General features: G+C 60.8%; 18 protein-coding genes. 15 read left to right on the forward strand and 3 right to left on the reverse strand.

From position 1 onward, the window contains the following. Positions 1 to 458: 458 nt before the first annotated feature. Positions 459 to 983, reverse strand: a complete 525-nt coding sequence (locus V5E97_RS33325; RefSeq protein WP_406695850.1) for a DUF1579 domain-containing protein — start codon at positions 981 to 983, stop codon at positions 459 to 461. Positions 984 to 1,473: 490 nt separating this feature from the next. Between V5E97_RS33325 and V5E97_RS33330 the strand changes: the two genes are divergently transcribed. The 6 genes from V5E97_RS33330 (at position 1,474) to V5E97_RS33355 (ending at position 6,646) form a co-directional block, all read left to right on the forward strand. Next, complete coding sequence (locus V5E97_RS33330; RefSeq protein WP_406695851.1) at positions 1,474 to 1,791, forward strand: hypothetical protein; 318 nt, start codon at positions 1,474 to 1,476, stop codon at positions 1,789 to 1,791. Between the two features lie 136 nt (positions 1,792 to 1,927). Beyond that, the gene (locus V5E97_RS33335) at positions 1,928 to 2,212 is read left to right on the forward strand and encodes a hypothetical protein (RefSeq protein ID WP_406695852.1); all 285 of its coding nucleotides are present in this window, start codon (positions 1,928 to 1,930) and stop codon (positions 2,210 to 2,212) included. Positions 2,213 to 2,346: 134 nt separating this feature from the next. Then, positions 2,347 to 3,183 carry a universal stress protein gene (locus V5E97_RS33340; protein ID WP_406695853.1) on the forward strand — a complete coding sequence of 279 codons (837 nt, stop codon included), beginning with the start codon at positions 2,347 to 2,349 and terminating at the stop codon, positions 3,181 to 3,183. A gap of 204 nt (positions 3,184 to 3,387) precedes the next feature. Then, positions 3,388 to 4,440 carry a universal stress protein gene (locus tag V5E97_RS33345; RefSeq protein WP_406695854.1) on the forward strand — a complete coding sequence of 351 codons (1,053 nt, stop codon included), beginning with the start codon at positions 3,388 to 3,390 and terminating at the stop codon, positions 4,438 to 4,440. A 200-nt stretch (positions 4,441 to 4,640) separates the two neighbouring features. Further along, positions 4,641 to 5,471, forward strand: a complete 831-nt coding sequence (locus V5E97_RS33350; protein WP_406695855.1) for a universal stress protein — start codon at positions 4,641 to 4,643, stop codon at positions 5,469 to 5,471. Between the two features lie 863 nt (positions 5,472 to 6,334). Further along, entirely contained in the window at positions 6,335 to 6,646 is a 312-nt protein-coding gene (locus V5E97_RS33355; RefSeq protein WP_406695856.1) for a hypothetical protein, read from the forward strand. Positions 6,647 to 7,010: 364 nt separating this feature from the next. Here V5E97_RS33355 and V5E97_RS33360 read toward each other — a convergent pair whose 3' ends face one another. Continuing rightward, positions 7,011 to 7,355, reverse strand: coding sequence for a hypothetical protein (locus tag V5E97_RS33360; protein WP_406695857.1), 345 nt, complete (start codon positions 7,353 to 7,355; stop codon positions 7,011 to 7,013). 377 nt (positions 7,356 to 7,732) lie between these two features. On the opposite strand from V5E97_RS33360, the gene V5E97_RS33365 reads away from it, so the two are divergent. The 4 genes from V5E97_RS33365 (at position 7,733) to V5E97_RS33380 (ending at position 14,325) form a co-directional block, all read left to right on the forward strand. Next, the gene (locus V5E97_RS33365; protein ID WP_406695858.1) at positions 7,733 to 9,322 is read left to right on the forward strand and encodes a bifunctional aminoglycoside phosphotransferase/ATP-binding protein; all 1,590 of its coding nucleotides are present in this window, start codon (positions 7,733 to 7,735) and stop codon (positions 9,320 to 9,322) included. A 9-nt stretch (positions 9,323 to 9,331) separates the two neighbouring features. Continuing rightward, a complete protein-coding gene (locus tag V5E97_RS33370; protein WP_406695859.1) occupies positions 9,332 to 11,284 on the forward strand; it encodes a heavy metal translocating P-type ATPase in 1,953 nt (650 codons plus the stop codon). Positions 11,285 to 11,393: 109 nt separating this feature from the next. Next, complete coding sequence (locus V5E97_RS33375) at positions 11,394 to 13,685, forward strand: nitric-oxide reductase large subunit (RefSeq protein ID WP_406695860.1); 2,292 nt, start codon at positions 11,394 to 11,396, stop codon at positions 13,683 to 13,685. Positions 13,686 to 13,734: 49 nt separating this feature from the next. Continuing rightward, positions 13,735 to 14,325, forward strand: a complete 591-nt coding sequence (locus tag V5E97_RS33380) for a hypothetical protein (RefSeq protein WP_406695861.1) — start codon at positions 13,735 to 13,737, stop codon at positions 14,323 to 14,325. A 66-nt stretch (positions 14,326 to 14,391) separates the two neighbouring features. Here V5E97_RS33380 and V5E97_RS33385 read toward each other — a convergent pair whose 3' ends face one another. After that, positions 14,392 to 15,783: a TolC family protein gene (locus tag V5E97_RS33385; RefSeq protein ID WP_406695862.1), complete on the reverse strand. Its 1,392-nt coding sequence runs from the start codon at positions 15,781 to 15,783 to the stop codon at positions 14,392 to 14,394. A 486-nt stretch (positions 15,784 to 16,269) separates the two neighbouring features. Between V5E97_RS33385 and V5E97_RS33390 the strand changes: the two genes are divergently transcribed. The 5 genes from V5E97_RS33390 (at position 16,270) to V5E97_RS33410 (ending at position 26,107) form a co-directional block, all read left to right on the forward strand. Then, entirely contained in the window at positions 16,270 to 16,743 is a 474-nt protein-coding gene (locus V5E97_RS33390; protein ID WP_406695863.1) for a hypothetical protein, read from the forward strand. Between the two features lie 166 nt (positions 16,744 to 16,909). Further along, positions 16,910 to 18,610, forward strand: a complete 1,701-nt coding sequence (locus V5E97_RS33395) for a heavy metal-binding domain-containing protein (RefSeq protein ID WP_406695864.1) — start codon at positions 16,910 to 16,912, stop codon at positions 18,608 to 18,610. A gap of 16 nt (positions 18,611 to 18,626) precedes the next feature. Then, positions 18,627 to 22,622 carry an efflux RND transporter permease subunit gene (locus V5E97_RS33400; protein ID WP_406695865.1) on the forward strand — a complete coding sequence of 1,332 codons (3,996 nt, stop codon included), beginning with the start codon at positions 18,627 to 18,629 and terminating at the stop codon, positions 22,620 to 22,622. Positions 22,623 to 23,228: 606 nt separating this feature from the next. Beyond that, on the forward strand, positions 23,229 to 23,519 hold the full coding sequence (locus V5E97_RS33405) for a metal-sensitive transcriptional regulator (RefSeq protein WP_406695866.1): 291 nt from the start codon (positions 23,229 to 23,231) through the stop codon (positions 23,517 to 23,519). A 35-nt stretch (positions 23,520 to 23,554) separates the two neighbouring features. Further along, positions 23,555 to 26,107 (forward strand): heavy metal translocating P-type ATPase, encoded by a 2,553-nt coding sequence (locus V5E97_RS33410; protein WP_406695867.1) that lies wholly within the window; start codon positions 23,555 to 23,557, stop codon positions 26,105 to 26,107. Positions 26,108 to 26,134: the final 27 nt, after the last annotated feature.

The raw sequence follows: 26,134 nt of genomic DNA on the forward strand, positions 1-26,134 counted from the left end.
AGGTGCAAGTCAATCTGGTCGCCACATAAGAACAGCGTCCAGCCGTTGGGGTTGCCTCCGCCACCTGCGATGGGAATTCGTTCTTCCCGCTCAAAGTCGGGAGATACAGATCGCGTCGGTATTCGTAGACCCTTTTGATTGTACGTCTTGATCTGGACTTTTCGCAAGGTCGCGCATTCGGGGCGCCCACGATGGAGTCCGGCGGGTCGAGTTTACGGGCCAATCGGATCTGGAAATTTTGAAGGTGCGAATTGTTGATTTGGTGAATCGATATGCGCGAAATGACTTGACGTTGTCGATGTCGTTCTGGCGGGCCTGGAAATCAAGTTTTCCAGGCCGCCCGTTTCTCCTTCATTTCCGCACAAAGCGAAGGACGCTGTCGTCGTTCTGCGTTTGCAACTTACGGACGAAGGAAGTAGGACTTTGCGAGTTGCCGCACGGCACTGATTGCTCGAGCTTCACTTGCGCCTTGTGTATTCGACCGTAAACGACAGTTGTTCATTGCCATCGGGCTTGATCATGTACATTCGAAATGTGAAGTGGTCCTTGTCTTTGGTCTCGGTGGTGTTCTTGAATTTTTGCGTTTTACCATCGGCGTCGATCGATTCGCCAGTCATTACCATAAGCTTCGTCTTCGGGTCATAGTCACCTTCGAAGTGAAGTGGTGCGGTCTCCAGCGAGTCGACCCAGACGCCCACGTACTTCTTCTTCTTTTGGTTGTAGCCGTCGAGTCCATGGCCCTGGAACTTGAACCCTCCCAAGTCCCCCTGGAAATCGCTCTCCATCCACATTCCGCCGCAAATGGATTTGTAGGTGGCCGTGGCCTTTGATTTCTCGCTGCCCATGGCCATGACGGCGTCCCAGGTTCCCTCCAGCTCTTTCAGTTTCTCGTGCTCCGGTCCGGGTTTCGGAAACTCCTGCCCGAATGAGAGGCTTGCGGCGGACAGGCAGATGACAGTTCCCAGAATCGCATTGCGCAACATGTCTGATCTCCCCAAGGTCAGCAGGCGGGTTGCTCACGGAGAAAGAAGACTCCCCGGCGCTCGCGTTGTCAACTCAGTGGGATTTGCGGCAAGCCGAAAGGATGGCCCTCTGGCTTGTCTTTGCCTCGCCGGCCCAATCCTGTCCGGACGACATTTGTGCCGGCAACCGTCACAAGCCGCGTCGTTCCCCAGTGCCACTCCCGTTGATGGCCCAGTGTCGAGGGCCGACTTGTTGGACGTCCTTGACACATGCTGACTGCGTTCTTACGATGAAGGGGTCATTGCTCATGAGGGGCAATTGATCGAGGCTATGGTCGCTCCACCGTGCGTATTGACGTATGGTCGGGGCTGCTTGCTTTTTGCCTTGCTTCCATCCGATGATCGGAGAGCCGGGACGTCCTTCGTTCCGACCCAGCGCATCGCGGTAATGGCTGCCGCCCCAAGTCTCTGGTGATGGTTTTCCATCCCGAGGCGTTAAGGAGTCGGCACCATGGCTGCTTCACTCAGCCCAACCACCGATCGTAAAATTACGGCGACTCTGGGCTCACGTCTTGCCAGTCTTGGTCTTGAGATCGAACACCGACTTCGCTGTCTCGGTTGCCTGGCGTTGCGCGCCTTATTGTTCGCTGTCTCATTCTTCCTGTTCACGATCTACCGGAAGCCGGTGGCCCAGGCGATCGTCTCCGAGATCGAAGTCGTGGGCCAGGTAGTCAACCTTCTCGATATCGTTGCCACCGCAGGCAGCCTGCCGCCTGGCTGCGTGAGGGGGGGGGCCTTGAGTGCGTCCAGGTCCATTACGTTCGAATAGAAACTCCAATCGTGGGACGGTGCTGACGGAGCATACAAAGATACGTGATGATGTGTTTTTGTTCACGGAGTATTCTGCCATGTTGACTGACCAGAGTCACTTGATTGTGGAAGATTCGCTGTGTGCAAGTTGTTCGGTGCACACCATACGAGTGCATCACCGTGAGTTTCCCGAGATCAGGGCCGAGTGCGGCTCGGTCATTGAGGGAGTCACCTACCTGCTCGTGCAATTGACCTGTTCGCGCGAGAATATCCAAAGCAACTGGCGACGCGAATTGATCGACCGAGCGATTGCTGACGCCTCGGAGTTTCTCGAGACGCTGGTTGAGGCTGGATTGAACAACGAGGCGTCCTGTCGGTGCGCTCCCCATATTACCGATCAAATCCAATCAATGCGTTCCGGAGGTCATTCCACCCTGTAAGCCTCTTGCATTGATGTCGCCGCTCGGCTTGCCACCGCGAGCGGCGCCGCGTGGGGTTAAACTCGGAAATTCTGGCACCGAACCTGGGATTGCCAAAGCTCGTCGTCTCTCGCTTGAAGCCAGGAGTCAGTCCCATGTTGAAGAGTGTTTTGATTGGTTTGGATGGCTCCGACGACAGCCGCTCGGTCATGGAATTGGGCCTCCGCTGGGCGAAGCGATTCGACGCCTTGGCGGTCGGCCTGGGGGTCGTGGACGAGCCTGGTCTTTTCGCGTCAGGAGCATCGCTTTTCGGGGGCCCGCATTACTGGCGGACGACGCCGCCCACCACCTTGGCGTACGGTGAACGCCGCAAAGTTAGCGAGATCCTGGAGGACTTCGTTCGGTGTTGCGGCGAGGCCGGTGTGGAATCCAGGACGTTGGAGGACGTCGGATCTCCTTTCGTGCAAATCCTCATGGAATCACAACGCTACGACCTGGTCTTGCTCGGCCAGCAAACCCACTTTGACTACGGGTCTCAAGGCGAGCCCGACGAAACGCTCAGTAAGGTCTTGCAAGACAGCCCACGGCCAGTGGTCGCCGTGCCGAGGACGCTGGGCGCGGGCGAGTCGATCGTCGTCGCCTATGACGGCAGTCTTCAGGCGGCCCGCGCCCTCTACGCGTTCGAAGCGTCGGGTCTGGCCGCCTCACAAAAGGTCCATGTCGTCGCCGTGTCCCAGGACCCCAAAGACGCGGCTCGGCATGCCGACTTGGCCGTCGACTTTCTATGCCTCCATGGCGTCGAGGCTACGTCCCACCCGGTGGCGACCCACTTGCCGATCGCCGAGGTGATCCTCGATCAGGTCCGTGGCTTCGATGCCGAACTGCTGGTCATGGGTGCCTATGGCCAGCCGGTCGTGCGCGAGTTCTTCCTCGGCTCGGTGACTCGCACCGTACTGAAAGCGAGCCTGGTTCCCGTCTTCTGCTACCATTGAGCTTGCAGGAACCACGGACTCGGGGGGGCGACGGACTCACGAACGAATGCCCGCTCGCAGGCTCAGTGGCCGAGCATCGTGGGTCGAACGCTGGGAAGCCGAGCGGCTGGTCTTGGGTGGCGTCCGGCGTCACCGAGATTGAGCGCAAACTTGCGGACAACGCACCCTACAACCGCCCGAGCGCAACAACCCTTGGAGGAACCCATGCTTCCCTTCAGGACCATCCTTGTGGCCGCGGACTTTTCCCAGAGTTCGCGAGAGGCCTTCCGAGTCGCTTGCTGCCTCGCTCTCAGGGAGGAAGCTCGCCTGCTTGTTCTGTACGTCGTGGAGCCCCTCCACGTCGCTCCTGAACCGGTCTATTTCGGCCAGCAAAGCATCTCGTTCTCTCCCGTTGGGAGGCCGTCGGAATTCTACGCGGTGTTGAAGAAGTCGCTGAAGCATTTCTACGCTCTGAACGACTCCATCAAGATTGAGTTTCTCACCAGGGACGGTGAACCCGCGAAGGAGATCCTTCGGCTGTCTGAGGAGGTCCGATGTGACCTCATCGTGATGGGCACCCATGGGAGAACCGGACTGGACCGCGTTCTGACAGGCAGTATTGCCGAGAAAGTGGTCCGGATGGCGGGTTGCCCGGTGCTGACACAGCGGTTTCACAGGTTTACCGCGACAGCGGGTGCGCAATCTCCTGGGCGATCGTCTTTGGTTGACGAGATTGGCATCGGCATCGGGGGCGACCTGATTTCAAACGCAGAGGTTGAGAACGAACCCGCGCCGACCCCGATCCGTTGTATCCTTCACCCCACTGATTTCTCGGCGGGCGCTCGTGTCGCGTTCGCTGTGGCACGATCGCTTGCCAGCCAACAGCACGCCCGTCTTGTGCTCCTCCACGTTATCCCGAACGAGTCCGCTTCGATTGAGGTGCCGCCACAATTGGTCGATCGGCAACCCTTCCAGGTCGCTCTGGAAACGATGAGATCGTCAGTCGTGGGCCCTGACCCGAAATCCACCGTGGAGACTGCGCTGCGGGATGGAGCCCCTGTGAGCGAAATCCTTCGCATGGCGTCAGAGGTTCAATGCGACCTGATCGTGATGGGAACGCACGGCCGGAGCGGCCTGGAGCGATTATTCATGGGAAGTGTCGCGGAGCAAGTGCTGAGGCTGTCGACTTCTCCGGTCTTGACGGTGAAATCGGCTCATGCCGTGGCGGATTATCAAAATGACCATATGAAGTCGGCTCATACCGGGATGGATTCGTGATTGCAAAAAGGCAATGATGATGCAGTCGCCGAGGTGATAAGGTGCAGTCGCCGGGGTTATACTTGGACCTGATTTACGGCGGCTGAGGGAAAGTCCGGTTGGCACTCGATTTCGACACCCGAGCGGTAGTCGAATGAAAGTCGAGTGGAGCAATCATGAGTGGCCGCGTTTTCCGCTTCGGTTCATGAGGAGATTATGAGATGCTGAAAACGCTATTGGTCGGTTTGGATGGGTCGGAACACAGCGAGGCGGCTCTCGAGCTGGCCATACGCTGGGCCAAGCGGTTCGACGCATTGCTGGTCGGAATGGGGTGCGTCGACGAGCCGGGCCTCCATGGCCCGGAAGAAATTCTGGTGGGGGAAGCCTACTTCGCTCCTTTGAACTCGAGTCTTCTACTCGAGCTCAAGCAGCGCGTCGAGGGGACGCTCTCGCGGGCCGCCCTGCGCTGCGCCCAGGCAGGTGTGGCGTTTAAGCCGCTGGAGGAGGTTGGGACCCCCTACGTTCAAATCCTCCTGGAGGCCCAGCGTTTCGACCTGATCATGTTGGGCCGGCTCACCCACTTTCAGTTCGGGTGGGAGAAGGAAGCCGACGTGACGCTGAGCCGTGTCTTGGCCGAGTGCCCCCGCCCTGTTGTGGTCGTTCCTCAAAATCCAGGCGACGGTGAATCGGTGGCCGTTGCTTACGATGGGAGCCTGCAGGCCGCCCGAGTCTTGTCTTCCTTCGAGGCGTCAGGACTCGGTCAGGGACGAGAGATTCAGGTCATCAGTGTCTCCAAGGATAAGAAGGATGCGGCCCGGCGCGCCGATCGCGCGGTGGAGTTCCTCAAATCGCACGGGCTCAACGCGTTCGCCCACCCCGTGGACTCCGCCCGTCAGCCACCAGAGGTTCTCCTGGAAATGATCAAGCTTTCCAAGCCTGGCCTGGTGGTGATGGGAGCTTACGGACAGCCGGTCCTGCGCGAATTCTTCCTCGGCTCGACCACCCGGACGTTCCTGGAGAACTGCCCCGCTCCGCTCTTCCTGTATCACTGAGGATCCCTTTCTGATTTCGCTCAGGTGGGCCACGACGGCCGAGGCGGTGGACCCGGGGCGGTCAGAGTGACAAGGCCTTGAGGAGCGAACTGATTCGAGGGCAATATTATCCAGACAGCTTAGCCTCATGACCGCTAGGATAATCTTTGCCGTTTATTGCTTGACACAAAACTGTTCTGCTGTCATCCTTGCTTGTCATGAGGATGATTCGGCTCATGAAGGGTCGATCATCTTTGGCTACGGTGGCCCCCGAGTGTGAAGGTTCGCACGCCGGGGCCTTTTTTTTTGCGAGCTACCTGACACTTGCGCGGTTGGCTCTCGGGTTGAACCCAAGTGAAGGATCCGGGGAAACTGGCTTTGGTTTCATTCCAACCCAAGTGATTGCCCCGCGCCTCTAATTTTCAGCCCCAAAAGGGCGGTCCAAGCTAACCGAGAGCAACGCTCTGGTGCCTTGGCCATTCAGGTCGGCTCCCCTGAGAGGGCGGCTCGACGGGGCCGAGGATCACAGGCTGATCGTTTCGGATTAGGCTGCCGTTACAGGCATGGGAAATTAAGAGATATCGATTTTCTCAATCGATTCCCTGGGCGGGCCTCTGAGATCGCTCCATTCGGCAGAGAGCAAGTCGTCGCCGATCATTGGTAGCATCAGACTTGAGGCGGCCCTGGGCCGGTGATCAACCGGCTCATCCTGATCAGAGGTGACTTCCCACTCGTACGTTTCCTCCCATCACCGTTGAGGCCGGTTGGGATGCTTGAGCCGACTCACGAAAGGGCTGTCCAGCAAGCCCGTGAAGCGTTTGAGGCCAGGTTGACTCACTATCGAGCCCCATCCCTTCCGACACCGCTGTTTGACGGGGAGAAACATGGCGACTGAACGAGAGATTCAGGAGACGATCGCCCGGTGTGTGAGCATCATGGTCTACTACCACAATTGTGGGAAGACCGCGCACACGAAGGAGCAAATGACCGCGGAGATCGGGACCGTCGCTCAGACCGTGAAGGGGTGGGCGTCGGGGAACGATCCGTGGGGACGCATTCTCGATTCGGTGAACGCCGAACTGATCGCTCGCTATGGTTTCGAGCTGGGAGTCAGGCTCGACGGCGAGTTTTACAAGGCGTTTGAGGACGCCGATTTGCCAATGCCAATTCGCTTGCCATCACGAGTCTTACGTTGAAACGCGATGAAAATCCTCGGCTTTCGCCAAGCCGTTGACCGACGTGGGGCACTGGCGCCAGTGCCGTTGATGATGCTGGCAAGTTCGTGGCTTGGCGAGATACCAGTGCACGCCGCGTGGAAGTCGCCCCACTTTTCTCCTTTCAACCGGGGGCTGGTTTCTCAGTGAAATAGAACGTCTGCCCGGGCCATCGAGCGGGAGAAAGAGGGGAGAATTGGCCTGGATTCGCTCATAAAGCCGTGCGATCGAGAAGGAATCGCGACCTTCTGGAGTTGCACGCCCGAGGAATTGCTCCGGCGACTCCGCTCGGGGCAGCAGGGCTTGACCCAGTGAGAAGGCGAGGCGCCAGTTGGCCCTCCGTGGCTTAGGCTTGGGGCGGGCCCATCGTCGATAGGGCTGGGTCGTTTTGCTTCTCGCTCAGTTCCGGAGCCCGATCATCCTCATTCAGGTCGCGGCCGCCGGCCTTTCCCTTTTCATTCCATTCCTGCCGCTGCTCCCCAAGCCGATCCATCTCATGAGCCTGCTGACCGACCTGCCCGAGATGGCCATTGCCAACGGCGATCTCGATCACGAACTGGCCGACCAGCCTCGCCGCTGGGAGGTTCTGGACATCCGTGATTTTATGATCGTCTTTGGAACCATCAGCTCGCTCTTCGACTTTGCCACGGTTGGCGTTTTGCTTGAAGTGCTCCACGGCACGGCCAGTCATTTTCGAACGGGTTGGTTCATGGAGTCGGTCCTCTCGGCCTTGGTCATCGTGCTGGTGATCTTCACCCGAAAGCGCATTTTCGCCATTAGGCCTGTCAGGGCTCTGGTCGCAAGTACGAGCTTGGTCGGGGGCGCGACCTTGGTACTCCCTTCCACTCTGCCGGGCGCGGTGCTACGGTTCCACACACAACGGCCGTGTTCCACTTGGCGTTGGGGGCGATCGTCGCCCTCTCTATGTCGTTTTGGCGGAGATCACCACGCGGTTTTATTTTCGATCAAAGGTAGAATGGTCGGAGCGAGGTACGTGAATAATCAACGAAACAGCATGACTGGTCAGAGTTAGCCGGCGCGGCACCGCCTTGCGCTGAGGAGGTTTCGATGAAGCTCACGGATCTGATCGTCGCCCTATCCGACCCGAGTGCTTACCCTCATTCGGTCGACGACGTGGAAGTTCACCAAACCCATATCTCGGTCGTTTTCCTCGCGGGAGCCTACGCCTACAAGATCAAGAAGCCGCTTGATTTGGGGTTCCTCGACTACGGCACCTTGGAGCGGCGTCTCCAGTCCTGCGAACAGGAAGTCGTGTTGAATCACCGCCTGGCGCCGACGGTCTACCTCGGCGTCGTTCCCGTCGCGCGGCATGGGAAGGCCGTCAAGATGGATGGTCCGGGCGAGGTGATTGAATGGGCCGTGAAGATGACCAGGCTGCCCGAGGAGGCGACGTTGCGGGAGCGGCTCCGTCGTGAGAAGGTCGGAGTCGAGCAGGTGGAGGCTCTGGCGGCTCGCGTCGCGATGTTTCACGCCGACGCGGAGGCCAGTCCGCGAATTTCGGCCGCCGGCCGCTTTGATGTGGTCGCCCGGAACGCTCGGGAGAACTTCGAACAGGCCGCATCACATGTCGGCACGACCGTGAGCCAATCGGTGTTCGAGAGACTGCGCCACTTGACTGAAGCGGCGTTGACGCATCACCGGCTTGAGATCGAGGAACGCGCTGCCCAGGGAGTGCCACGCGACACACACGGCGACCTGCGGCTCGATCACGTCTACCTCTTTCCCGACCGCCCGCCCCCGGATGACCTGGTCATCGTGGATTGCATCGAATTCAACGAGCGGTTCCGATTCGCCGACCCGGTAGCCGACATGGCCTTCCTCGCCATGGATTTCGTCCGCCACGGCCGCCGGGACTTGGAGCGGGCCTTTGCCGATGCCTACTTCCATGCCTCGTGCGACGAGGACGGTCGAAGCCTGCTTCACTTCTACGCGGCCTATCGTGCCGCCGTGCGTGGCAAGGTTGAAGGGCTGACCTCTCGGGAACCAGAGGTCCCCGCGGCCGAGCGGACGAAATCCGTCAGTCGGGCTCGCGCTCACTGGCTGCTGGCTCTCGGTGAGTTGGAAGAGCCAGGCCGGAGACCTTGCCTTGTCCTGGTGGGGGGCCTCCCGGGCACAGGCAAATCCACTCTGGCCCGAGCGCTCGACGAAGAACACGAATTCACCCTGATTCGCTCGGATCTGGTCCGCAAGGAATTGGCCCGGCTCACCGCGCGAGAGGCGACGACGACCTCCTATGGAACGGGGATCTATAGCTCCGAGTGGAACGACCGGACTTATGCCGAGTGCTTGAAGCGGGCGGAGGCTCTGCTCTTTGAGGGAAAACGTGTCGTGGTCGATGCGAGCTTTGGAACGGAGGCGAACCGTGTCGCGTTCCTGGAGGCAGCGACTCACTGGGGAGTTCCGGCCGCCTTCCTGTGTTGCCAGGCCGAGCCAGCCGTCGTACGGGGACGGTTGGAGAGCCGCAAGCATGACGCCTCTGACGCGGATTGGTCCATCTACCTTGAGGCCGCCGCTCGTTGGGAGGCTCCGGGAACGGTCACAACGCGTTCCCTATGCGAGATCGATGCGGGTGGGGCCAAGGAACGAGTGCATGCTCGGGCCACCACCATCCTCAGAGATCTTGGACTCGAGGACTGAAACGTGACGATGGCGCAACCCGAATCGCAACTGCCTGGATCGAGCCGTCAGCAAGGCCTCATCGCGTTGTTCGCCCTCGCGGCGATCGCGGTTCACCTGGTCCTTCGCTTTGGCTTTCGGACGACGGCTCACTTCCAGGGCATGCCCGTGGAAGTCGTCCCCTTACTTCTCTGCCTTGTGATCGGCGGTGGACCGCTGGTCCTCGGCCTTCTCGCCAAGTTGGTCCGGCGGGAGTTCGGCTCCGACCTCTTGGCGGGAATCTCCATCGTTACCTCAGTGCTCCTTGGCGAGTACCTGGCGGGTTCGTTGGTCGTCCTCATGCTCTCGGGAGGAGAAGCGCTTGAAGCCTATGCCGTGCGTAGCGCCTCGTCGGTCCTCGAGGCCTTGGCGAAACGTATGCCCCTACGCGCTCACCGCAAACAAGGGGGGAGTCTTGCTGATATTACCTTGGATCAAGTCGTCATCGGCGATGAATTAGTCATCCTGCCTCACGAGATTTGTCCGGTGGACGGACTCGTCCTCGAGGGGCGAGGGACGATGGATGAGTCGTTTCTGACGGGCGAGCCCTACCTGATGTCCAAGTTGCCGGGTTCGGAAGTGATTTCCGGCGCAATCAACGGCGACATGGCTCTCACCATCCGCGTCGAGAAACTTGCGGAAGACTCGCGGTACGCAAGAATCATGCGGGTGATGCGTGGATCGGAACAGCGCCGTCCGCGACTGCGGCGGCTCGGAGACCAGTTGGGTGCAATCTATACCCCACTAGCTGTTGCGATTGCCATGGTCGCCTGGTGGGCGAGTGGGGAGCCGATTCGATTCTTGGCCGTGCTGGTGATCGCGACGCCTTGCCCGCTGCTCATTGCCATTCCCGTGGCAATCATCGGCGCGATTTCTCTCTCGGCGCGTCGGGGCATCGTGATCAAGGATCCGGCCGTCCTTGAAACGATTGATCGCTGCCGCACCGCGATTTTCGACAAGACGGGAACGCTGACTTATGGACGGCCAAGACTCACCGAGGTGATACCTCGCCCAGGGTTGGATGCGGACGAAGTCCTGGCGATGGTCGCCAGCCTGGAACGTTATTCGAAGCACCCGCTGGCGAGTGCCATCCTCGAAGGGGCTCGCGCGGCGAAGTTGTCGCTTCGGGAAGTCAAGCAGATTCAGGAACGTCCCGGGGAGGGCCTGCTGGGCATTCTGGATGGGCAGAGCATCCAGATTACCGGCCGGAAGAAGCTGGTTGCGCGTGCCCCGGAGCTGGAACACGAACTGCCCCCGATCTCAGGGGGCTTGGAGTGCATGTGCCTGATCGACGATCGCTACGCCGCCACGTTGCGGTTCCGAGATGAACCACGGGCCGGAGGGGCATCCTTCATTCAGCATCTGGGACCCCGGCACCAGTTTGATCGCGTGATGCTGGTCACGGGTGACCGCGAGTCGGAAGCACGGTACCTGGCCGAGCAGGTTGGCATCGACGAGGTTCTCGCGAGTCAGTCACCGGAGCAAAAATTGGAAATTGTGCGCCGGGAAACGGAGCGGGCGAACACCGTTTTCTTGGGAGATGGCATCAACGACGCCCCGGCTCTGACGGCCGCGACGGTGGGAATCGCGCTCGGCCAAAATAGCGACATTACTGCCGAAGCCGCCGGTGCGGTGATCCTTGATAGCTCACTCCAAAAGATTGACGAACTCCTCCATATCAGTCGTCGGTTGCGGAGAATTGCCTTGCAGAGTGCGATCGGCGGAATGACATTGAGCGTGATCGGAATGGTGTTCGCCGCGTTGGGCTATCTTCCTCCAGTCGCGGGGGCGATTGCCCAGGAAATCATTGACGTGCTCGCTGTCATCAACGCGTTGCGAATGGCCATCCGACCAAGCATGCTTACGGACTACGAATCTTCCCCGTCCGACCCGAGTGTGGGCACCGACCTCCCGCTGTCGACGGTCCCGGCCGGATCCGTTTGACTGCAGAACTCGAAAAGTCGCACGATTGAAACGACTTCGCCTGCGACCAATCGCCACGAGGCTTACAGATCTCGACCGCCTGCTTTTCCGCTAAATAGGATCAAATAAGATGAATGATCGCCGTTCCATGACGGTCTCGCCGCTCTGGTTGCAGGGATCGATCCTGACGTTCATCATCGGATTCTCGATCCTGAGCTTCTCGGCGATCCGGATCTACCAGGACCATGCGCCGATCCCGGAGCAGATTGTGGACGAGGCGGGAAAGGTCTTGTTCACGAAGCAGCAAATCCTCGACGGGCAGGAGCAATTCCTGACCTATGGATTGATGCAGTTCGGCACCGTATATGGCCACGGCGCGTACCTCGGCCCTGACTTCACGGCCGACTACTTGCACCGAATGGCAGCGCATATGAATAAGCGGTACGGCGATGACGAGGCGGCCCGGGGGCGGACTCTGCGTGAACTCCAGGCGAATCGCTACGACCCCAAGACGGGGACCCTGATCTGGACCGAGGGCCAGGTCTCGGCGTTCGATGAGATCCATGCTCACTTTGGCGAGTTAATGTACAGTCGAAAGACGAGCGGCGAGGGCCTGAAGGCCAACATGATTACCGACGCCGCCGACACGCGCGCGATCACCTCCTTCATCGCGTGGACGGCGTGGACGGGTGTGGCTCGGCGGCCGGGCAAGACCTACTCCTACACGAACAACTGGCCCCCCGAGGAGTTGGTCGGTAACACGCTCACGGGCGATGCGATCATGTGGAGCACCCTGTCACTGGTGACGCTCCTGGGGGGCAGCGGATTGGCCCTGGGTCTCTACGGCCGCCATGCTCGGGTGATCGGCTGGCACGAGACCGAAGAGAAGCAGGTGCGCTTCGTGCCGCCGTCCTCCGTTGCACTGACGCCCGCTCAACGTGTGACCGCCTGGTTCTTCCTGGTTGTGGCCGCGCTCTTCCTGCTCCAGAACCTGGTCGGCGGCGCCACCGTGCATTACATGGTCGAGGCTGGCGGCTTCTTCGGGATCGATCTGCCGAAGTGGCTCCCCTACAACCTGACGCGGACCTGGCATCTCCAGATGGCGATTTTCTTCGTGGCCACAGCCTACCTGGCCGCCGGGATCTTCCTCGCGCCCCTGATTGCGGGCCGCGAGCCTCGCGGCCAGGGGGTGCTCGCGACTTTGCTTCTCGGTGCGCTTGCCGTGGTCGTGTTCGGTAGCCTGGGCGGCGAATACTTGAGCTATCATAATCACCTGCCTCGCGGCCTCCGGTCGTTCTTCGGGGCGCAGGGATGGGAATACCTGGAACTTGGCAGGTTCTGGATGTACCTGCTCATCGTTGGGATGGTGCTCTGGGTTGTCATCGTCTACCGCGGCCTTCGGCCCCGCCTGGCCATCGAGAGCCGGGGCAACCTCCCCTGGCTCTTTCTCTACAGCTCACTCTCGATACCGGCTTTCTACGCCGTCGGGCTCTTGACCCACACCCAATCCACGTTCGCGATTGGCGACTTCTGGCGGTTCTGGGTCGTCCACCTCTGGGTTGAGGACTTCCTGGAACTGTTCACTACGATGCTGGTCGCCCTGATTTTCGTGCTGATGGGAATCGTCTCGGAGCGATCGGCGACACGACTGATCTACTTCGACGTGATGCTCTACTCGATCGGCGGTGTCGTCGGGACGCTCCACCACTGCTACTTCAGCGGCGGACCCGCGGTGGAGATGGCGCTTGGAGCGTTCTTCTCGGCGGCCGAGGTGATTCCGCTGACATTGTTGACCGTCGAGGCCTGGTCCTTCCTCCAGCTCGGGAGTCGCCAGCAGGCCGTGGGGGGGACGGTCTTCCCACACCGTTACGCGGTCCTCTTTCTGGCCTCGGTCGGATTCTGGAATTTCCTCGGCGCGGGTGTCTTCGGATTCCTGATCAACCTGCCGGTGGTGAGTTACTACGAGATCGGGACCCTGCTCACCTCGAACCATGGCCATGCGGCCTTCATGGGCGTGTACGGCATGCTGGCCCTGGCCTTGCTGGTCTTCTGCACGCGATACCTGGCCAGGCCCGAGGACTGGAGTGAGGGGCTGGTCCGCTTCTCTTTCTGGGCGACCAACATCGGCTTGATGTTGATGATCCTCGGGCACTTGTTCCCGTTGGGTGTCCTGCAACTTGGCGACGTGGTGACGAATGGCTACTGGCATGCCCGCACCGAGTGGTTCAAAAATTATCCGTGGCTCTCCTGGGCGCGGATGCCAGGCGACGTGGTGTTCATGGCCGGCTCGGCCCCGTTGGTCTGGCTGACGCTCAAAGTCGCCCTGCGAACGCGGAAGAGCGAGGCCCCGTTGGATCAGACCGGCTCGGCCCTCGAAGCCACTCTCTATACCGAGATCACTCCGGCCGGGACCATCGAGTAAGCATGAGCGGAACGACCGAATCGATCCCCAAAAGGAGGGAGCGCGTTCGATGCTACCTACCGTGAACGTGTGGGGTTTCGCCTTCGACCTGACCCTCGTCTTGCTCCTGGCGTACGTGCTCATTCTCTGGATCAGCGGTTGGGTCCTGGAACTCTTGGCCAGGGCCCACTTTCATCGCGCCCAGCGACATGCCCATACAGGATTTGCCTACGATGCCGAGCTCGATCGGTACGAGTGCCCGCAAGGGGAGTTACTGACCCTGCAGACCTTCGATGATCGGAACAAGTTGGCGATCTACAAAGCGCCTGCTTCTACATGTAATGAATGTGTGCTCAAGAGTTTTTGCACTCCGCATGATGAAGGACGCCATGTCTATCGTACGCTCATTGAATTTCATGAGTCCGACGTAGGCCGATTCCACCGCTGGCTCTCGCTGGTCATTCTCGCGGTGGCCGTTGTATTTTCTGGAGGAGGCCTGCTCACCTGGTGGAACAAGCCGGGCGAGTGGCTGCTTGTGATTGCAACCGGCCTGAGTCTCGTACTGCTCTGGCTCGACGTCCGCGATGCTCCGGAGAATCCAGGCGAAAGTGCGATCCCGCATGCGGATTCCGCGTCGGCGGAGCGAGAGACAGGTTGGTGACCATAGTCCACCGACACGCGAACCCGGTAGCTGATCGTGCCTCGGAGCGTTCCCTCCCCTCGATGATCAAGGATTGGGGGCGTCCGACCCTCTTGGCTCCGTGGTCACCGCTTCAGGGGCGAACGGCCCGGCTCCGGCCGCCGGTAGCGGCGGTTGCTGAGGCGGGATTGCGACGGGCTCGGTTGGCGCCGCGATGGCTGTGGGCGGGTGTTCGTTGAGCTGGACGCCGACGATTCGTTCGAGCGAGGCAAGCGCCTTGCCCAGTTCGGATTCCAGTCGAGCGATCTGAAGTCGGACGGCGAGCAGTTCTCTGAGTCCGGTGATCAGAGTGAGGAAGTCCTGATTCCCGACCCGGTAATCGTTCGTCGCAAGTTCCAGCACGTTTTCGGCCCGAGGTAAGTACTTGGTCCGGAACAGTTCGAGGACATCACGCCGGGCTTTGGCTTCGAGATAGAATTCCTTGACTTCTTCGTAGGTTTCATCTCTGAGGTCGTCGTAACGCCGGGAGTCGGCGATGGCTCGGGCTTTGGCTTCGCTCACCCCGGCTGCAATCTTCTGTTGGTAGATGGGCAGGTTGAACCCGACAACGAAGCCGACGTTGTCCCGCCCGTCGGCCATGGAGGACATGCTGTTCACCCGGGTCATCATGCCGTAGGCGAGGCCCGCGGTGATATTCGGGTAGTACCGTTTCCTGGCAATCTCAACCTGCCGCTCGTCGCGGGCGACTGCCGCGAGTCTGCCCTGCAACTCGGGACGGGCCGCGGCTGCGAGCCGGTAGAGCATCTCGACCTGGGCGGGGACCTGGGCGATGGGCATTTCCGAAAGCGCCCGTAAATCTGCCTCGGGGCTGACGTGAAGTTGCCGGGCAAGGGCGGCTTTCGCCCCCGCGAGCTCCTGGCGAACGGTAACCAGTTCGCTCTCCACGTCGGTGACGATGTTCTGGGCGCGAAGCACGTCCTGGAGCGTTGTCGTGCCCGACTTGAGTCGCTCCCGGGCGAGGACGACGAAATCCTCGGCGAGCTTCTGGTTGTCGGCCAGGATCAGCTCGGCCCGTTGGTTGAAGTAAATATTGTAGTAAGCCCGCTTCACCCGCGAGACGACTTCGAGCTGGGCGGCGAGCAATTCGTAAAAGGCTGCTTTTGCTTCCTGCTCCGCCGCCTGGCCGCGGAGCTTGAGCGTCCCAAACCAGGGGAACTGCTGGGTAATCATCAACTCGTAGGGCATGTAACCCATGAGCGAATATTGAGGTGAGTTGCTCGGGAACGGCCAGATGGTGTTCTGCACCATCGGGTCTTCGAGTGCGGTTTCCTGAGGAATGCGCTGCTTCATGGCGAGCAGGTTGAACCGCGCGGCCTGCACCCCGCGATTCTCGGCCAGTGCATGGCAAATGTAGACATCAACAGGCTGTTCGCCGCTGAGACCAGGAGGGACCGGGGCAGGATCTAGTGCCCGGGCCATGGGGTCGTCTGGCCGGATCGATTCCGGAGGACGATGCGCGGTGGCATGGACCTGGGCGACCACTTCCCCATATTCCACGAGAGGGAGTGGATGGACGCAACCAACCAAATTAAAGAGGAGGAGTGCAATCGAAGCTTGGCGCCAAAGTCGGAGCATAGCCAGACCCTTCCCTCTGCGATCGATTCGCGGACCCTTGGCGCAATCGGCAACGCCGCGATCGATGGAGTCTCCCATCGTGTATCGGCTGAATCGACTCGCTCGCCTGTATTGATTTTTTGGGTTGGGGGGAATCCCGAGCGGAGTGGAATGGAAACTCGCTCTGAACGTGCTGACCCTGCCCAGCGAATCCTGCGAGGTGGGTCATCGTCGGAGTCGGCCAGGCTCAAGATTCGAGGGACGACTGTCGAACTTGTTCCCAAGTCGACTGCGTTGTAGAATAAGGTGAACTCGTACAATCCACTGACTTTTCCATATCGATTGTAGGTCATGACTACCCGACGCTCGAATACGAACATCATCCTGGTTGCCTTTGTGGCGATCATGGGAATGCTGTCGTTTGCGGACGTCGCCTCGGCCTGCACGATGACGAAGTCGTCATCGGCGTCCCAGGCATGCTGTGCAAGTCGCCCGTCGAACGAGTGCGGCTGCTGTGGCAAGGTCGAGACTTTGCCATCGTCGGACGAACCTTCGCTGGCGGTCGCGATTACCTCCGCTCCCGCACGGCTGAACCCTCAGGCGACGCTGCCGTCGTGCGAATGCCGGGCAAGCGAGCCCGCCGCTCCCTCAGAACGCCCTGCGCAACCGTCGACCAGCGGACGCGACGAAGTCCAGAGTTGCAAAACCTTGGCCGTCATCACTCTGACGGTCCGGCTCTCGCAGTTGCACCAGCCGGTTCTGAATCCGAATGAGAGCCCGCTCCGGTTTCCGCTCTACCTTCGGACATCACACTTCCTGATCTGAGCTCTCTTCTGCGAGTGGCGACTTTGCGCTGCGCCAGTATGGCGTCGTGCGTATCAGGCGTCCGCTCGACCAGAACGACACTCCGTTCCCATCGATTTTCGTGATTGACGCACGCAAGAGACTCGCCGCTTGGGTATGAGCTCAAGCCTAGGGAGGAGTTCCGATCATGTCCGGTCATGGACCTTCCGGTCAGCCCGACCAGGGTGTTCCCGGGGCCTCCGCCCGATCCGTCCTGCCCGCGGAGAATGCGCCCCAACTGACCCGCTGGCAGAAGTTTCGCATGGTGGTGAAGGTCGTCGAGCTCAGGCTCCGCTTCGTCGCCTTGATGGCCGCCACGGGTCTGGTCTTCGCCTACTGGGACACCCTCTGGAATCACTACGAGAAGTGGACCCGTCCGCCGGGCGAGTCGCACGTCGCGGCGTCTGACACCGAATACTTTTGCCCGATGCACCCGACGGTCATTCAATCCGAACCCGGCTCGTGTCCGATCTGCGGCATGCCGCTTTCTAAACGGAAGAAAGGGGAGAAGGAGACGCTCCCCGCGGGCGTACTCGCACGGGTCTCGCTTGCTCCCTTCAGAGTGGCCCAGGCCGGGGTGCTGACGAGCGAAGTGAGCTACGCCCCGCTTTCCGAAACGATGATGACCGTAGGCTCGGTCGAGGTTGACGAGCGGCGGTTGAAGCGGATTTCGTCGAAGACCAAGGGTATGGCCCGGGTCGACAAGCTCTTCGTGAACTTTACCGGTACCGAGGTGAAGGCGGGTGAACCGCTCGCGGAGATGTATAGCCCGGAGTTGTATCAGGCGATTCAGGAACTCCTCCTCAATCAACACTCGATGCAAAAGCAACCGCGGATGCAGACGACGCTCGGTCGCTCGGTCATGGGCGATCCGAGTGAACTGGTCCAGTTCTCGGGCCAGAAGCTCAAGCTCTGGGGGATTACCCAGGCCCAGGTCGACCAGATCCTTCGTGATGGCAAGGCGGACTTTCATTTGCCGATCCTCGCTCCCATTGGCGGGGTGGTCATTCGTAAGAACGTCGTTGAGGGAGAATATGTCAATGAAGGTCAGGCGATGTTCGAGATCGCCGACCTCACGCACGTTTGGGTCAAAGCACAAGTCTTCGAGAATCAGTTCTCACTCGTTCGCATCGGACAGTCCGTGGAAGCGACCGTTGAGGCCTACCCGGGCGAGGTCTTCTCGGGGAAGGTCGCGTTCATCGACCCAGTCTTGAATCCGCAAACGCGCACGGTCACAGTTCGTTACGACCTGGAGAACGCGGACTTTCGCCTTCGCCCGGGAATGTTCGCCACCGTCACGCTCCGGACCCCGGTTGCAGACACTCCGGCGTTTCGCAACAGGATCGTCTCACGTCCAGCCGCGGGGATGGCCCGAAAGTTGAGCCTTTCGGTCGACGAGCAGAAGATCTGCCTCGTGACCAGAGCCAAGCTTGGCTCGATGGGCGAACCTCTCCCCATCGAGGTTGAGGGCCGGAACCTCTGGATCTGCTGTGAGGGGTGCGCGGCGAAACTCAAAGAGGAGCCGGTCAAGTACCTCGCCCGGCTTGCCCCAGCGCCGAAGGATTCGGTGCTCACGGTTCCCGAGTCTGCGGTCGTCGACTCGGGAACGAGGAAGATCGTTTATGTCGAGTCGGACCCCGGCGTCTTCGAAGGACGCGAAGTGGTGCTTGGTCCGATCTCGGGGGACCGCTACCCCGTGCTCGACGGCCTCTCACCCGGTGAGTCCGTGGCCACCTCGGGGGCCTTCTTGATCGATGCCGAGAATCGGCTGAATCCGAAGGCGGCCTCCAAGCCGAATCACTCGACCCGGTCGGCCGCCGCTCCCGCGGCTTCTGTCCACAGGCATTGAGAGAGGATGTCGGTCCATGATCGAAGGGATCATCGAGTGGTCGATCCGGAACCGCTTCCTCGTGATTCTCGCGGCCATCGTGGTGGGGATCGCAGGCTTTCGTGCGCTGATGACGATGCCGGTGGATGCGATACCGGATCAGTCCGAGAACCAGGTGATCGTCTTCACCGACTGGATGGGCCGGAGCCCGCAAGAGATTGAAGACCAGGTCACTTATCCACTCACGACGAAGCTCCAGGGACTTGCTGGCGTGAAGGTGGTTCGCTCATCGAGCGAATTCAACTTCTCGATGATCAACGTCATCTTCGACGACTCGACCGACTACTACTTCGCTCGCCAGCGCGTACTCGAACGGCTGGCGACCGTCGCTCCCGAACTTCCGCAAGGCGTCACCCCTTACATGGCGCCCGACGCCACGGCCGTCGGCCAGATCTTCTGGTACACCGTCGAGGGGGAGAACTCCGACCTCGGCGAACTCCGCGCCATCCAGGACTGGTACGTCCGTTATCAGTTGAACTCCGTTCCGGGCGTGGCTGAGGTCGCATCGGTCGGCGGTGCTCCGCGCGAGTACCAGATCGATCTCGACCCGAACCGGCTCCGTTCCTATGGCATCAGCCTGGGCGAGGTCTATGCCGCCGTCCAGCGCTCGAACTCGGCCGTGGGTGGCCGGGTCATCCACAAGGGGAACGCCGAGTATCTCATCCGCTCGGTTGGCTGGATCAAAAACCTCGAGGATCTGAAGGATACGGTCGTCGCTCAGCGTGGGGGCGTCCCCATCGATTTGCGGACAATCGCCTCGGTCCAGATGGGCCCGGGGTTCAAGCGGAGCGTGCTCGAAAAGGATGGCAGGGAAGTGGTTGGCGGCGTCGTGATGATGCGGTTCGGCGAGAACCCGCTCGAGGTTACTCGCAGGGTGAAGGAGAAGATCACGACCCTCAGCGCCGGGCTCCCGGAAGGGGTTCGCATCGTCCCTTTCTATGACCGCACGCCGCTGATCAATAAAGCGCTCGAGACGGTCTCGGACACGGTCAAGGAAGAGATCATCATTTCCACAGTGATGATCGTCCTCATCATGGGGCACCTGGGCGGCGCGTTCGTGGTTTCGATCACGCTCCCCCTGGCGATCCTGTTCAGCTTTCTGCTGATGAAGATGTTCGGGATCCCATCGAACATCATGAGCCTCGCTGGAATCGCGATCTCGGTCGGCATTCTCGAGGACCAGGCGGTCGTGATGACGGAGAACGCAGCCCATCACCTCACTCGCAGGTTCGGGACCAGGCGCGTCACGGGGAATGTGCTCGACGTCATCATCCCGGCCTGCCGTACGGTCGGTCGTCCGATTTTCTTCTCGGTTCTGATCACCATCGTTTCATTCTTGCCTGTGTTTGCCCTGACTGGCCGTTCCGGGAAGATGTTCCACCCGCTCGCCTGGACCAAAACCTTCGCGCTGATTGGTGTGGCGATTCTCGCGATCACGCTTGTCCCGGCTCTCATCCCCATCTTCCTCAAGGGGCGGATCAAGTCCGAGGACGATAGCTGGCTGGTGCGGACGATGATCACGATCTTCAAGCCGATGCTCTCCTGGCTGATGGATCGGACAACGCTTGTCTGCTGGCTCTTCGTCTGCATCCTTGGCTTGGGCTATCTTGCTTCGACCAGGCTCGGGAGCGAGTTCATGCCGCCGCTGGACGAGGGGTCGATCCTCGACATGCCGACCAGCGTGCCGCGGATGTCGGTGACGCAGGCCACGCAGGATTTGAAGGCTCGTGACGCCGTACTTCGCAGCTTTCCCGAGGTGCTGATGGTGGTCGGGAAGGCGGGCCGTGCCGAGACAGCGACCGACCCCTCGCCGCTCGATATGGTCGAGACGATCATCAACCTCCAGGACCGCGGAGTCTGGCCGAAGCGAAAACTCAAATTCGATGACGCCCTGATCCAGACCCAGGCCGCACTCGCCGCCCTCGAGGCGAAGGGGATCCTGAAGCCCCCGGCCACAAAGGAGGAGCGGGATGCCTTCTTGAACGAAACGGCCATGGAGGTCGTCAGCCGGGTCGATGTGACGCTCCGGGACCTGGCTTTGATGCGACTCAAGGAACACCGGCCTGTGCTTGGCGGCCAGCTCGCGGAAGCGGCCGTCGATTCGCTCCTCGATCGAGTGGCCCCGGCCCTCATCCGTCGCGAGCTCACCGAGACGGAACGGAATGAACTTGCAAAGTCCCTCGGCACCCTCCACGGCGAGCGGCTCGCGCTCGAGATTCAGTTCGACGACGTGACCGCACTCGTGAAGGATGCCTCGAAACAGCTCATCCACCTGGGCGTTCTCAAGGAGCATCCAAACCTCCTCGCGCCCGATCCCAGTCCTTGGGAACAGGCCACGGATGCTGTGGGGGACCTCCTCGGCAAGAGCAAGGAGACTCTCTTCACGCGAATCACCGAGCGGCTGGTCATCGTCCATGAGGAGAAGCTCAAGGCGCGGATGAAGTCGCTCAACTGGGAGCTTTTCGACCGGGCCGTCGGGGCCGGTACCTGGGCCGCACTCGAGGAACTGACGACCCGGGCGGACGCGAAGCAGCTCACGATCCGGAAGCCCGATCCCGACGAGCTTCCCACCCTGCGGGCCACCCTCGAGAAACCGTTCAGCGACCGGCTCTTCCTCTGGCAGAAGTCCAAGCAGGACCTCGTTGACGAGATGGGCACTGCGCTCCAGGTTCCCGGTTGGGGAAACATCTTCACGCAACCGATCATCAATCGCATCGAAATGCTCGCCACGGGCGTGCGAACTCCCGTGGGTGTGAAGGTCTTCGGCGACAATCTCGATGAGATCCAGCGCGTCAGCCAGGAGATCGCCGAGGTTCTCCGCGGCGTGCGTGGAGCGAACGGCGTGGTGCCCGACCAGATCGTCGGGAAGGGCTACGTCGAGGTCGATATCGATCGCAAGAAAGCCGCCCGCTACGGGATTCAGGTCGGTGACATCCAGGATGTGGTTGAGGTCGCCATGGGGGGGAAGCCGCTTACGATGACCGTCGAGGGACGACGGCGCTTTCCCGTCCGCGTTCGCTACGCCCGCGATTTTCGGACCGATGAGGAGGCCCTCAAGAACACGCTGATCACCGCACGCGGGGCGACAGGCGCCTCGGGCGCGGATGGCCTCGGCGGAATGGGCATGAGCGACGCCTCTGCGGCTGCCGCCGCGTCAGGAACCGTTGCTCCGCCGGTCCAGGTGCCTCTCTCCGAGGTGGCAACCGTCCGTGTCGTGGAAGGGCCGTCGATGATCAAGAGTGAGAATGGCCTGCTCCGGGCCTACGTTCAGCTCACGGTCACCGGCCGGGACGAAGTCGGCTTCGTCGAGGAAGCCAGGCGGGTTGTTGCGGATCAGGTGAAGCTTCCGCAAGGGATGTACGTCGAATGGTCGGGGCAGTTCGAGAACGAGCTCAAGACGCGAAAGACGTTGCAGATCGTCTTCCCTGCCGTCATCGCGGTCATCGTGCTGATCCTCTACCTCACCTACAAGAGCTGGATCGACGCCGGCCTGATGATGACGAGCGTGCTCGGCGCACTTGCGGGAGGAGCCATGTTCCAGTGGCTCTTCGGCTTCAACTTCAGTGTCGCGGTCTGGGTCGGCTACATCGCCTGCTTCGGCATGGCGACCGAAACCGGTATCGTCATGCTCGTCTATCTGAGAGAAGCCATCGAAGAACGCGGCGGGCTCGAGGGCATCGGGTCGATCGCCGAGCTGAAGGAGGCGATTCTCGAAGGGGCGATCCACCGACTCCGACCGAAGTTGCTCACGGAAGGCACGACGATCATCTCGATCGCACCGATGCTATGGGCCAGTGGCGTCGGCTCCGAAGTCATCCGGCCGATGGCCGCGCCCGTCCTGGGCGGGCTCCTAATCGCGGATGAGGTCATCGATGTTTTTCTGCCGGTCCTCTACTTCGCGGTGAAGAAGTGGCAGTGGCGGAAGATTCACCACGTCGGGCTGTTCGACACGGTTCCCGGAACCGAGTCGTAAGCCCATTCCTGAAGACAAGGTGAGTTGGGTGGCCGCGGTTCAGCGACCGCAACACTGGGCTGTTACCGGGTCGCTCTCCCAACGAACTGCATCCTCCCGTCGTTCCTATCTTTTTTTCAACGCCCGATACCGGGCGAGGAAGCCTCTCGCCCCTCGTTCCCACGGTCCCCCGTGGGAATGAAGGCTGGGGCGCTCTGCGTCCTCGGCTTTCGAGGGCCAGACGACGCGGAGCTTCGGGTCGGCATTCCCACGGGGGACCGTGGGAACGAGGGGGATTCCTCGCTATGTGGCGGGTCGTTGTTTTTGTTCGTGACGACACTCCACCCTCCTGCTGGGGCTGCAGGTTGCAACGATAAACGCATATTGAAATGCAATAGCTTGAATTGTTTTGTGCGTTATTGGGCGGGTCGTTCGTGGCCCCAGGACCAAAGCGAATCGTCCCTGGCGCAAGTTGACTCTGCTTGTGGCTCTACCCCACCCCGATGGCAAGTAACAACGGCGGCCCTGGCTCGAATCGGGCCCTCGGATTGAGCACTGGGGATTGACATTATACCCCCTGCGGGTATATTGTTTATTTACCCTGTGGGGGTATATGGAGGAGCAAAAATGAGCGGTGGGGTGTCGCCAAAGATCAAATCAAGGGTGAACCGGATCGCGGGACAGGTGGCTGGGATCCAGCGCATGGTCGAGGAGGAACGCTACTGCGTTGACATCCTCAACCAGATCGCCGCGGTCCGTTCCGCACTCGATGCGTTGGGGATCGAGCTTTTGAGTCAACACATCGAATGCTGCGTTCTTGGCCATGGTACGGGCAAGGAGCACGCTCAAGCCGAGCCAATGACGAACGAGCAACTCGTCGATGAGCTCCGAACCGTGCTTGCCCGCTTCTTGAAATAAGCGTGACATCGGCCCTAAACGCGAAGGAGGAGACGATGGAGACGAACGCCGTTCCTGAAAGCAAGACCGTGACCGACCCCGTGTGCGGTATGAACATCGACCCAACCACCGCGGCGGGCAAGAGTGAGCATGCAGGTAAGACCTACTACTTTTGCTCGGGTTCATGCAAGCAAAAGTTTGAGAGCGACCCCGCGAAATACCTGACGCCCCCTGTGTTACCGGTTATTTCGATGCCCGTTCTTGACGGCGGGGGCCACTCGTGCTGCTCGCACGAGGCGAAGTCCGACCGAACCGTCGAGGACCCCGTCTGCGGGATGGACGTCGACCCCGACCGGGCGGCCGGTTCGTTCGACTTCGAGGGGCAGACTTATTTCTTCTGCAGCAAGGGGTGCCTGAAGAAGTTCCGCGCCGACCCGGCTCGGGTCTTGAGCCAAGGGCCCGGAGGTATGGCTCACCACAGGGCTGAGACACTTCCAAGCGGGACGCTCTACACCTGCCCGATGCACCCGGAGATCGTCCAGGAGGGACCGGGGAGCTGCCCGAAGTGTGGCATGGCGCTTGAACCGCTCGATCCCTCGCTTGAGGAAGGGCCGAACCTCGAGCTCATTGAGATGAGCCGTCGCTTTTGGATCTGCCTCGCCCTCGCCTTGCCGTTGCTCGTGATCGCGATGGGGGAGATGGTCCTTGGTCGCCCCTTTATTTCCGGACAAGCCTTGCTTTGGATTCAGCTCGCGCTTGCGACTCCAGTCGTTGTCTGGGGAGGAAAGCCGTTTTTCGAGCGTGGTTGGGCCTCGCTCGTTTCTCGCAATCTGAACATGTTCACGCTCATTGCGATCGGGACAGGGACGGCGTACCTCTATAGCATTGTCGCTACGCTCTTTCCGCACCTGATCCCGCACTCGTTCCGTGGCCATGGGGGGACGGTGCCGGTCTATTACGAGGCGGCCGCGGTGATCACGACCCTGGTGCTCCTCGGCCAGGTGCTCGAGCTCAGGGCGCGGAGCCAGACCAGTAGCGCCCTTAAGGCCCTCCTCGGTCTCGTGCCCAAGACCGCCCGGCGGCTTGAGGCTGACGGCCATGAGGCTGACGTGCCGATCGAGCACGTGCATGTCGGTGATCGCCTGCGTCTCCGTCCCGGTGAAAAGGTTCCTGTCGACGGCTCGATTCTCGAAGGTACGACCACCGTCGACGAGTCGATGGTCACCGGTGAGCCGATCCCCGTCGAGAAAGGGGCTGGCGACAAACTCATCGGCGGGACGGTGAATGGCACGGGTAGCGTGATCATGCAGGCCGAGCGTGTTGGTTCGGAAACGATGCTGGCGCAGATCGTTCGCATGGTCGGCGAGGCGCAACGCACCCGCGCTCCGATCCAACGTCTGGCCGATGTGGTTTCCTCCTACTTCGTGCCGATCGTGTTGCTCATCTCGGTTCTGAGCTTCGTCGTCTGGGCCACTGTGGGGCCGGAGCCCAGGCTTGCCTACGCCTTGGTGAATGCCGTCGCGGTGCTGATCATCGCCTGCCCCTGTGCGCTCGGACTTGCGACGCCGATGTCGATCATGGTTGGCACGGGACGCGGGGCCACGGCCGGCGTCCTGATCAAGAACGCCGAGGCGCTAGAGGGGTTGGAGAAAGTCGACACGGTTGTGGTCGACAAGACCGGGACCCTGACCGTGGGCAAGCCCCGCGTCGTTTCCGTCGTCGCGGCCGAGGGCCAGGACGAGTCGGAACTCCTTCGGCTGGCTGCGAGCCTCGAACGTGGGAGCGAGCATCCGCTTGCGGCGGCCGTCGTCGATGCAGCCAAGGAGCGGAAGCTGACGCTCTCCGAGGCGACTGATTTCCGCTCGCTCACGGGTCATGGTGTCATCGGTTCTGTCGACGGCCATCCGGTCGCGATCGGGACACTGAAGCTGCTCGCCGAGCTTGGCATCGACGGTGGGGCGTTCCAGGACCAGGCCGAGAGCCATCGCCTCGAGGGCGAAACCGCCGTCTTCGTCGCTGTCGATCAACGCGTGATCGGCTTCCTCGGACTTGCCGATCCAATCAAGGAATCCGCGGCGGCTGCAGTGAAGGCGTTGCATGCCGATGGCCTGCGCGTCGTGATGCTGACCGGAGATAGCCGGACGACCGCTCAAGCCGTAGCCAAAAAACTGGGGCTCGACGACGTCCGGGCCGAAGTGCTCCCCGAGCAGAAAGCCGAGGCCATTAAGCGACTCCAGGCCGAGGGCCGGGTGGTCGCGATGGCGGGCGACGGCATCAATGACGCCCCGGCGCTCGCACAAGCTCAGGTCGGGATTGCCATGGGCACGGGTACGGACGTCGCCATGGAGAGTGCTGCGGTGACACTCATCAAGGGAGACTTGAGTGGGATCGAACGAGCTAGAAAGCTGAGCCGGGTGACGATGCGAAATATTCGTCAAAACCTGGTGTTTGCATTTCTTTATAACGTGCTTGGGGTTCCCATCGCGGCGGGTGTTCTCTATCCGTTCTTCGGGATCCTCCTCAGCCCGATGATCGCCAGTGCGGCGATGACTTTGAGCTCGGTTTCGGTCATCCTCAACTCGTTGCGTCTCCGGAAAGTCGAACTCTAAGGCGGAGTTCGTTCTCGCTGCATCCCG

The organism is Singulisphaera photorubra, from assembly GCF_045290345.1.
Taxonomy (GTDB): Bacteria; Planctomycetota; Planctomycetia; order Isosphaerales; family Isosphaeraceae; genus Singulisphaera.

Bases quoted from the DNA above. Each gene is read 5' to 3' on its own strand.
- V5E97_RS33325 (WP_406695850.1), bottom strand. From the start codon at position 983: ATGTTGCGCAATGCGATTCTGGGAACTGTCATCTGCCTGTCCGCCGCA.
- V5E97_RS33330 (WP_406695851.1), top strand. From the start codon at position 1,474: ATGGCTGCTTCACTCAGCCCAACCACCGATCGTAAAATTACGGCGACT.
- V5E97_RS33340 (WP_406695853.1), top strand. From the start codon at position 2,347: ATGTTGAAGAGTGTTTTGATTGGTTTGGATGGCTCCGACGACAGCCGC.
- V5E97_RS33345 (WP_406695854.1), top strand. From the start codon at position 3,388: ATGCTTCCCTTCAGGACCATCCTTGTGGCCGCGGACTTTTCCCAGAGT.
- V5E97_RS33350 (WP_406695855.1), top strand. From the start codon at position 4,641: ATGCTGAAAACGCTATTGGTCGGTTTGGATGGGTCGGAACACAGCGAG.
- V5E97_RS33355 (WP_406695856.1), top strand. From the start codon at position 6,335: ATGGCGACTGAACGAGAGATTCAGGAGACGATCGCCCGGTGTGTGAGC.
- V5E97_RS33360 (WP_406695857.1), bottom strand. From the start codon at position 7,355: ATGACTGGCCGTGCCGTGGAGCACTTCAAGCAAAACGCCAACCGTGGC.
- V5E97_RS33365 (WP_406695858.1), top strand. From the start codon at position 7,733: ATGAAGCTCACGGATCTGATCGTCGCCCTATCCGACCCGAGTGCTTAC.
- V5E97_RS33370 (WP_406695859.1), top strand. From the start codon at position 9,332: ATGGCGCAACCCGAATCGCAACTGCCTGGATCGAGCCGTCAGCAAGGC.
- V5E97_RS33375 (WP_406695860.1), top strand. From the start codon at position 11,394: ATGAATGATCGCCGTTCCATGACGGTCTCGCCGCTCTGGTTGCAGGGA.
- V5E97_RS33380 (WP_406695861.1), top strand. From the start codon at position 13,735: ATGCTACCTACCGTGAACGTGTGGGGTTTCGCCTTCGACCTGACCCTC.
- V5E97_RS33385 (WP_406695862.1), bottom strand. From the start codon at position 15,783: ATGGCCCGGGCACTAGATCCTGCCCCGGTCCCTCCTGGTCTCAGCGGC.
- V5E97_RS33390 (WP_406695863.1), top strand. From the start codon at position 16,270: ATGACTACCCGACGCTCGAATACGAACATCATCCTGGTTGCCTTTGTG.
- V5E97_RS33395 (WP_406695864.1), top strand. From the start codon at position 16,910: ATGTCCGGTCATGGACCTTCCGGTCAGCCCGACCAGGGTGTTCCCGGG.
- V5E97_RS33400 (WP_406695865.1), top strand. From the start codon at position 18,627: ATGATCGAAGGGATCATCGAGTGGTCGATCCGGAACCGCTTCCTCGTG.
- V5E97_RS33405 (WP_406695866.1), top strand. From the start codon at position 23,229: ATGAGCGGTGGGGTGTCGCCAAAGATCAAATCAAGGGTGAACCGGATC.
- V5E97_RS33410 (WP_406695867.1), top strand. From the start codon at position 23,555: ATGGAGACGAACGCCGTTCCTGAAAGCAAGACCGTGACCGACCCCGTG.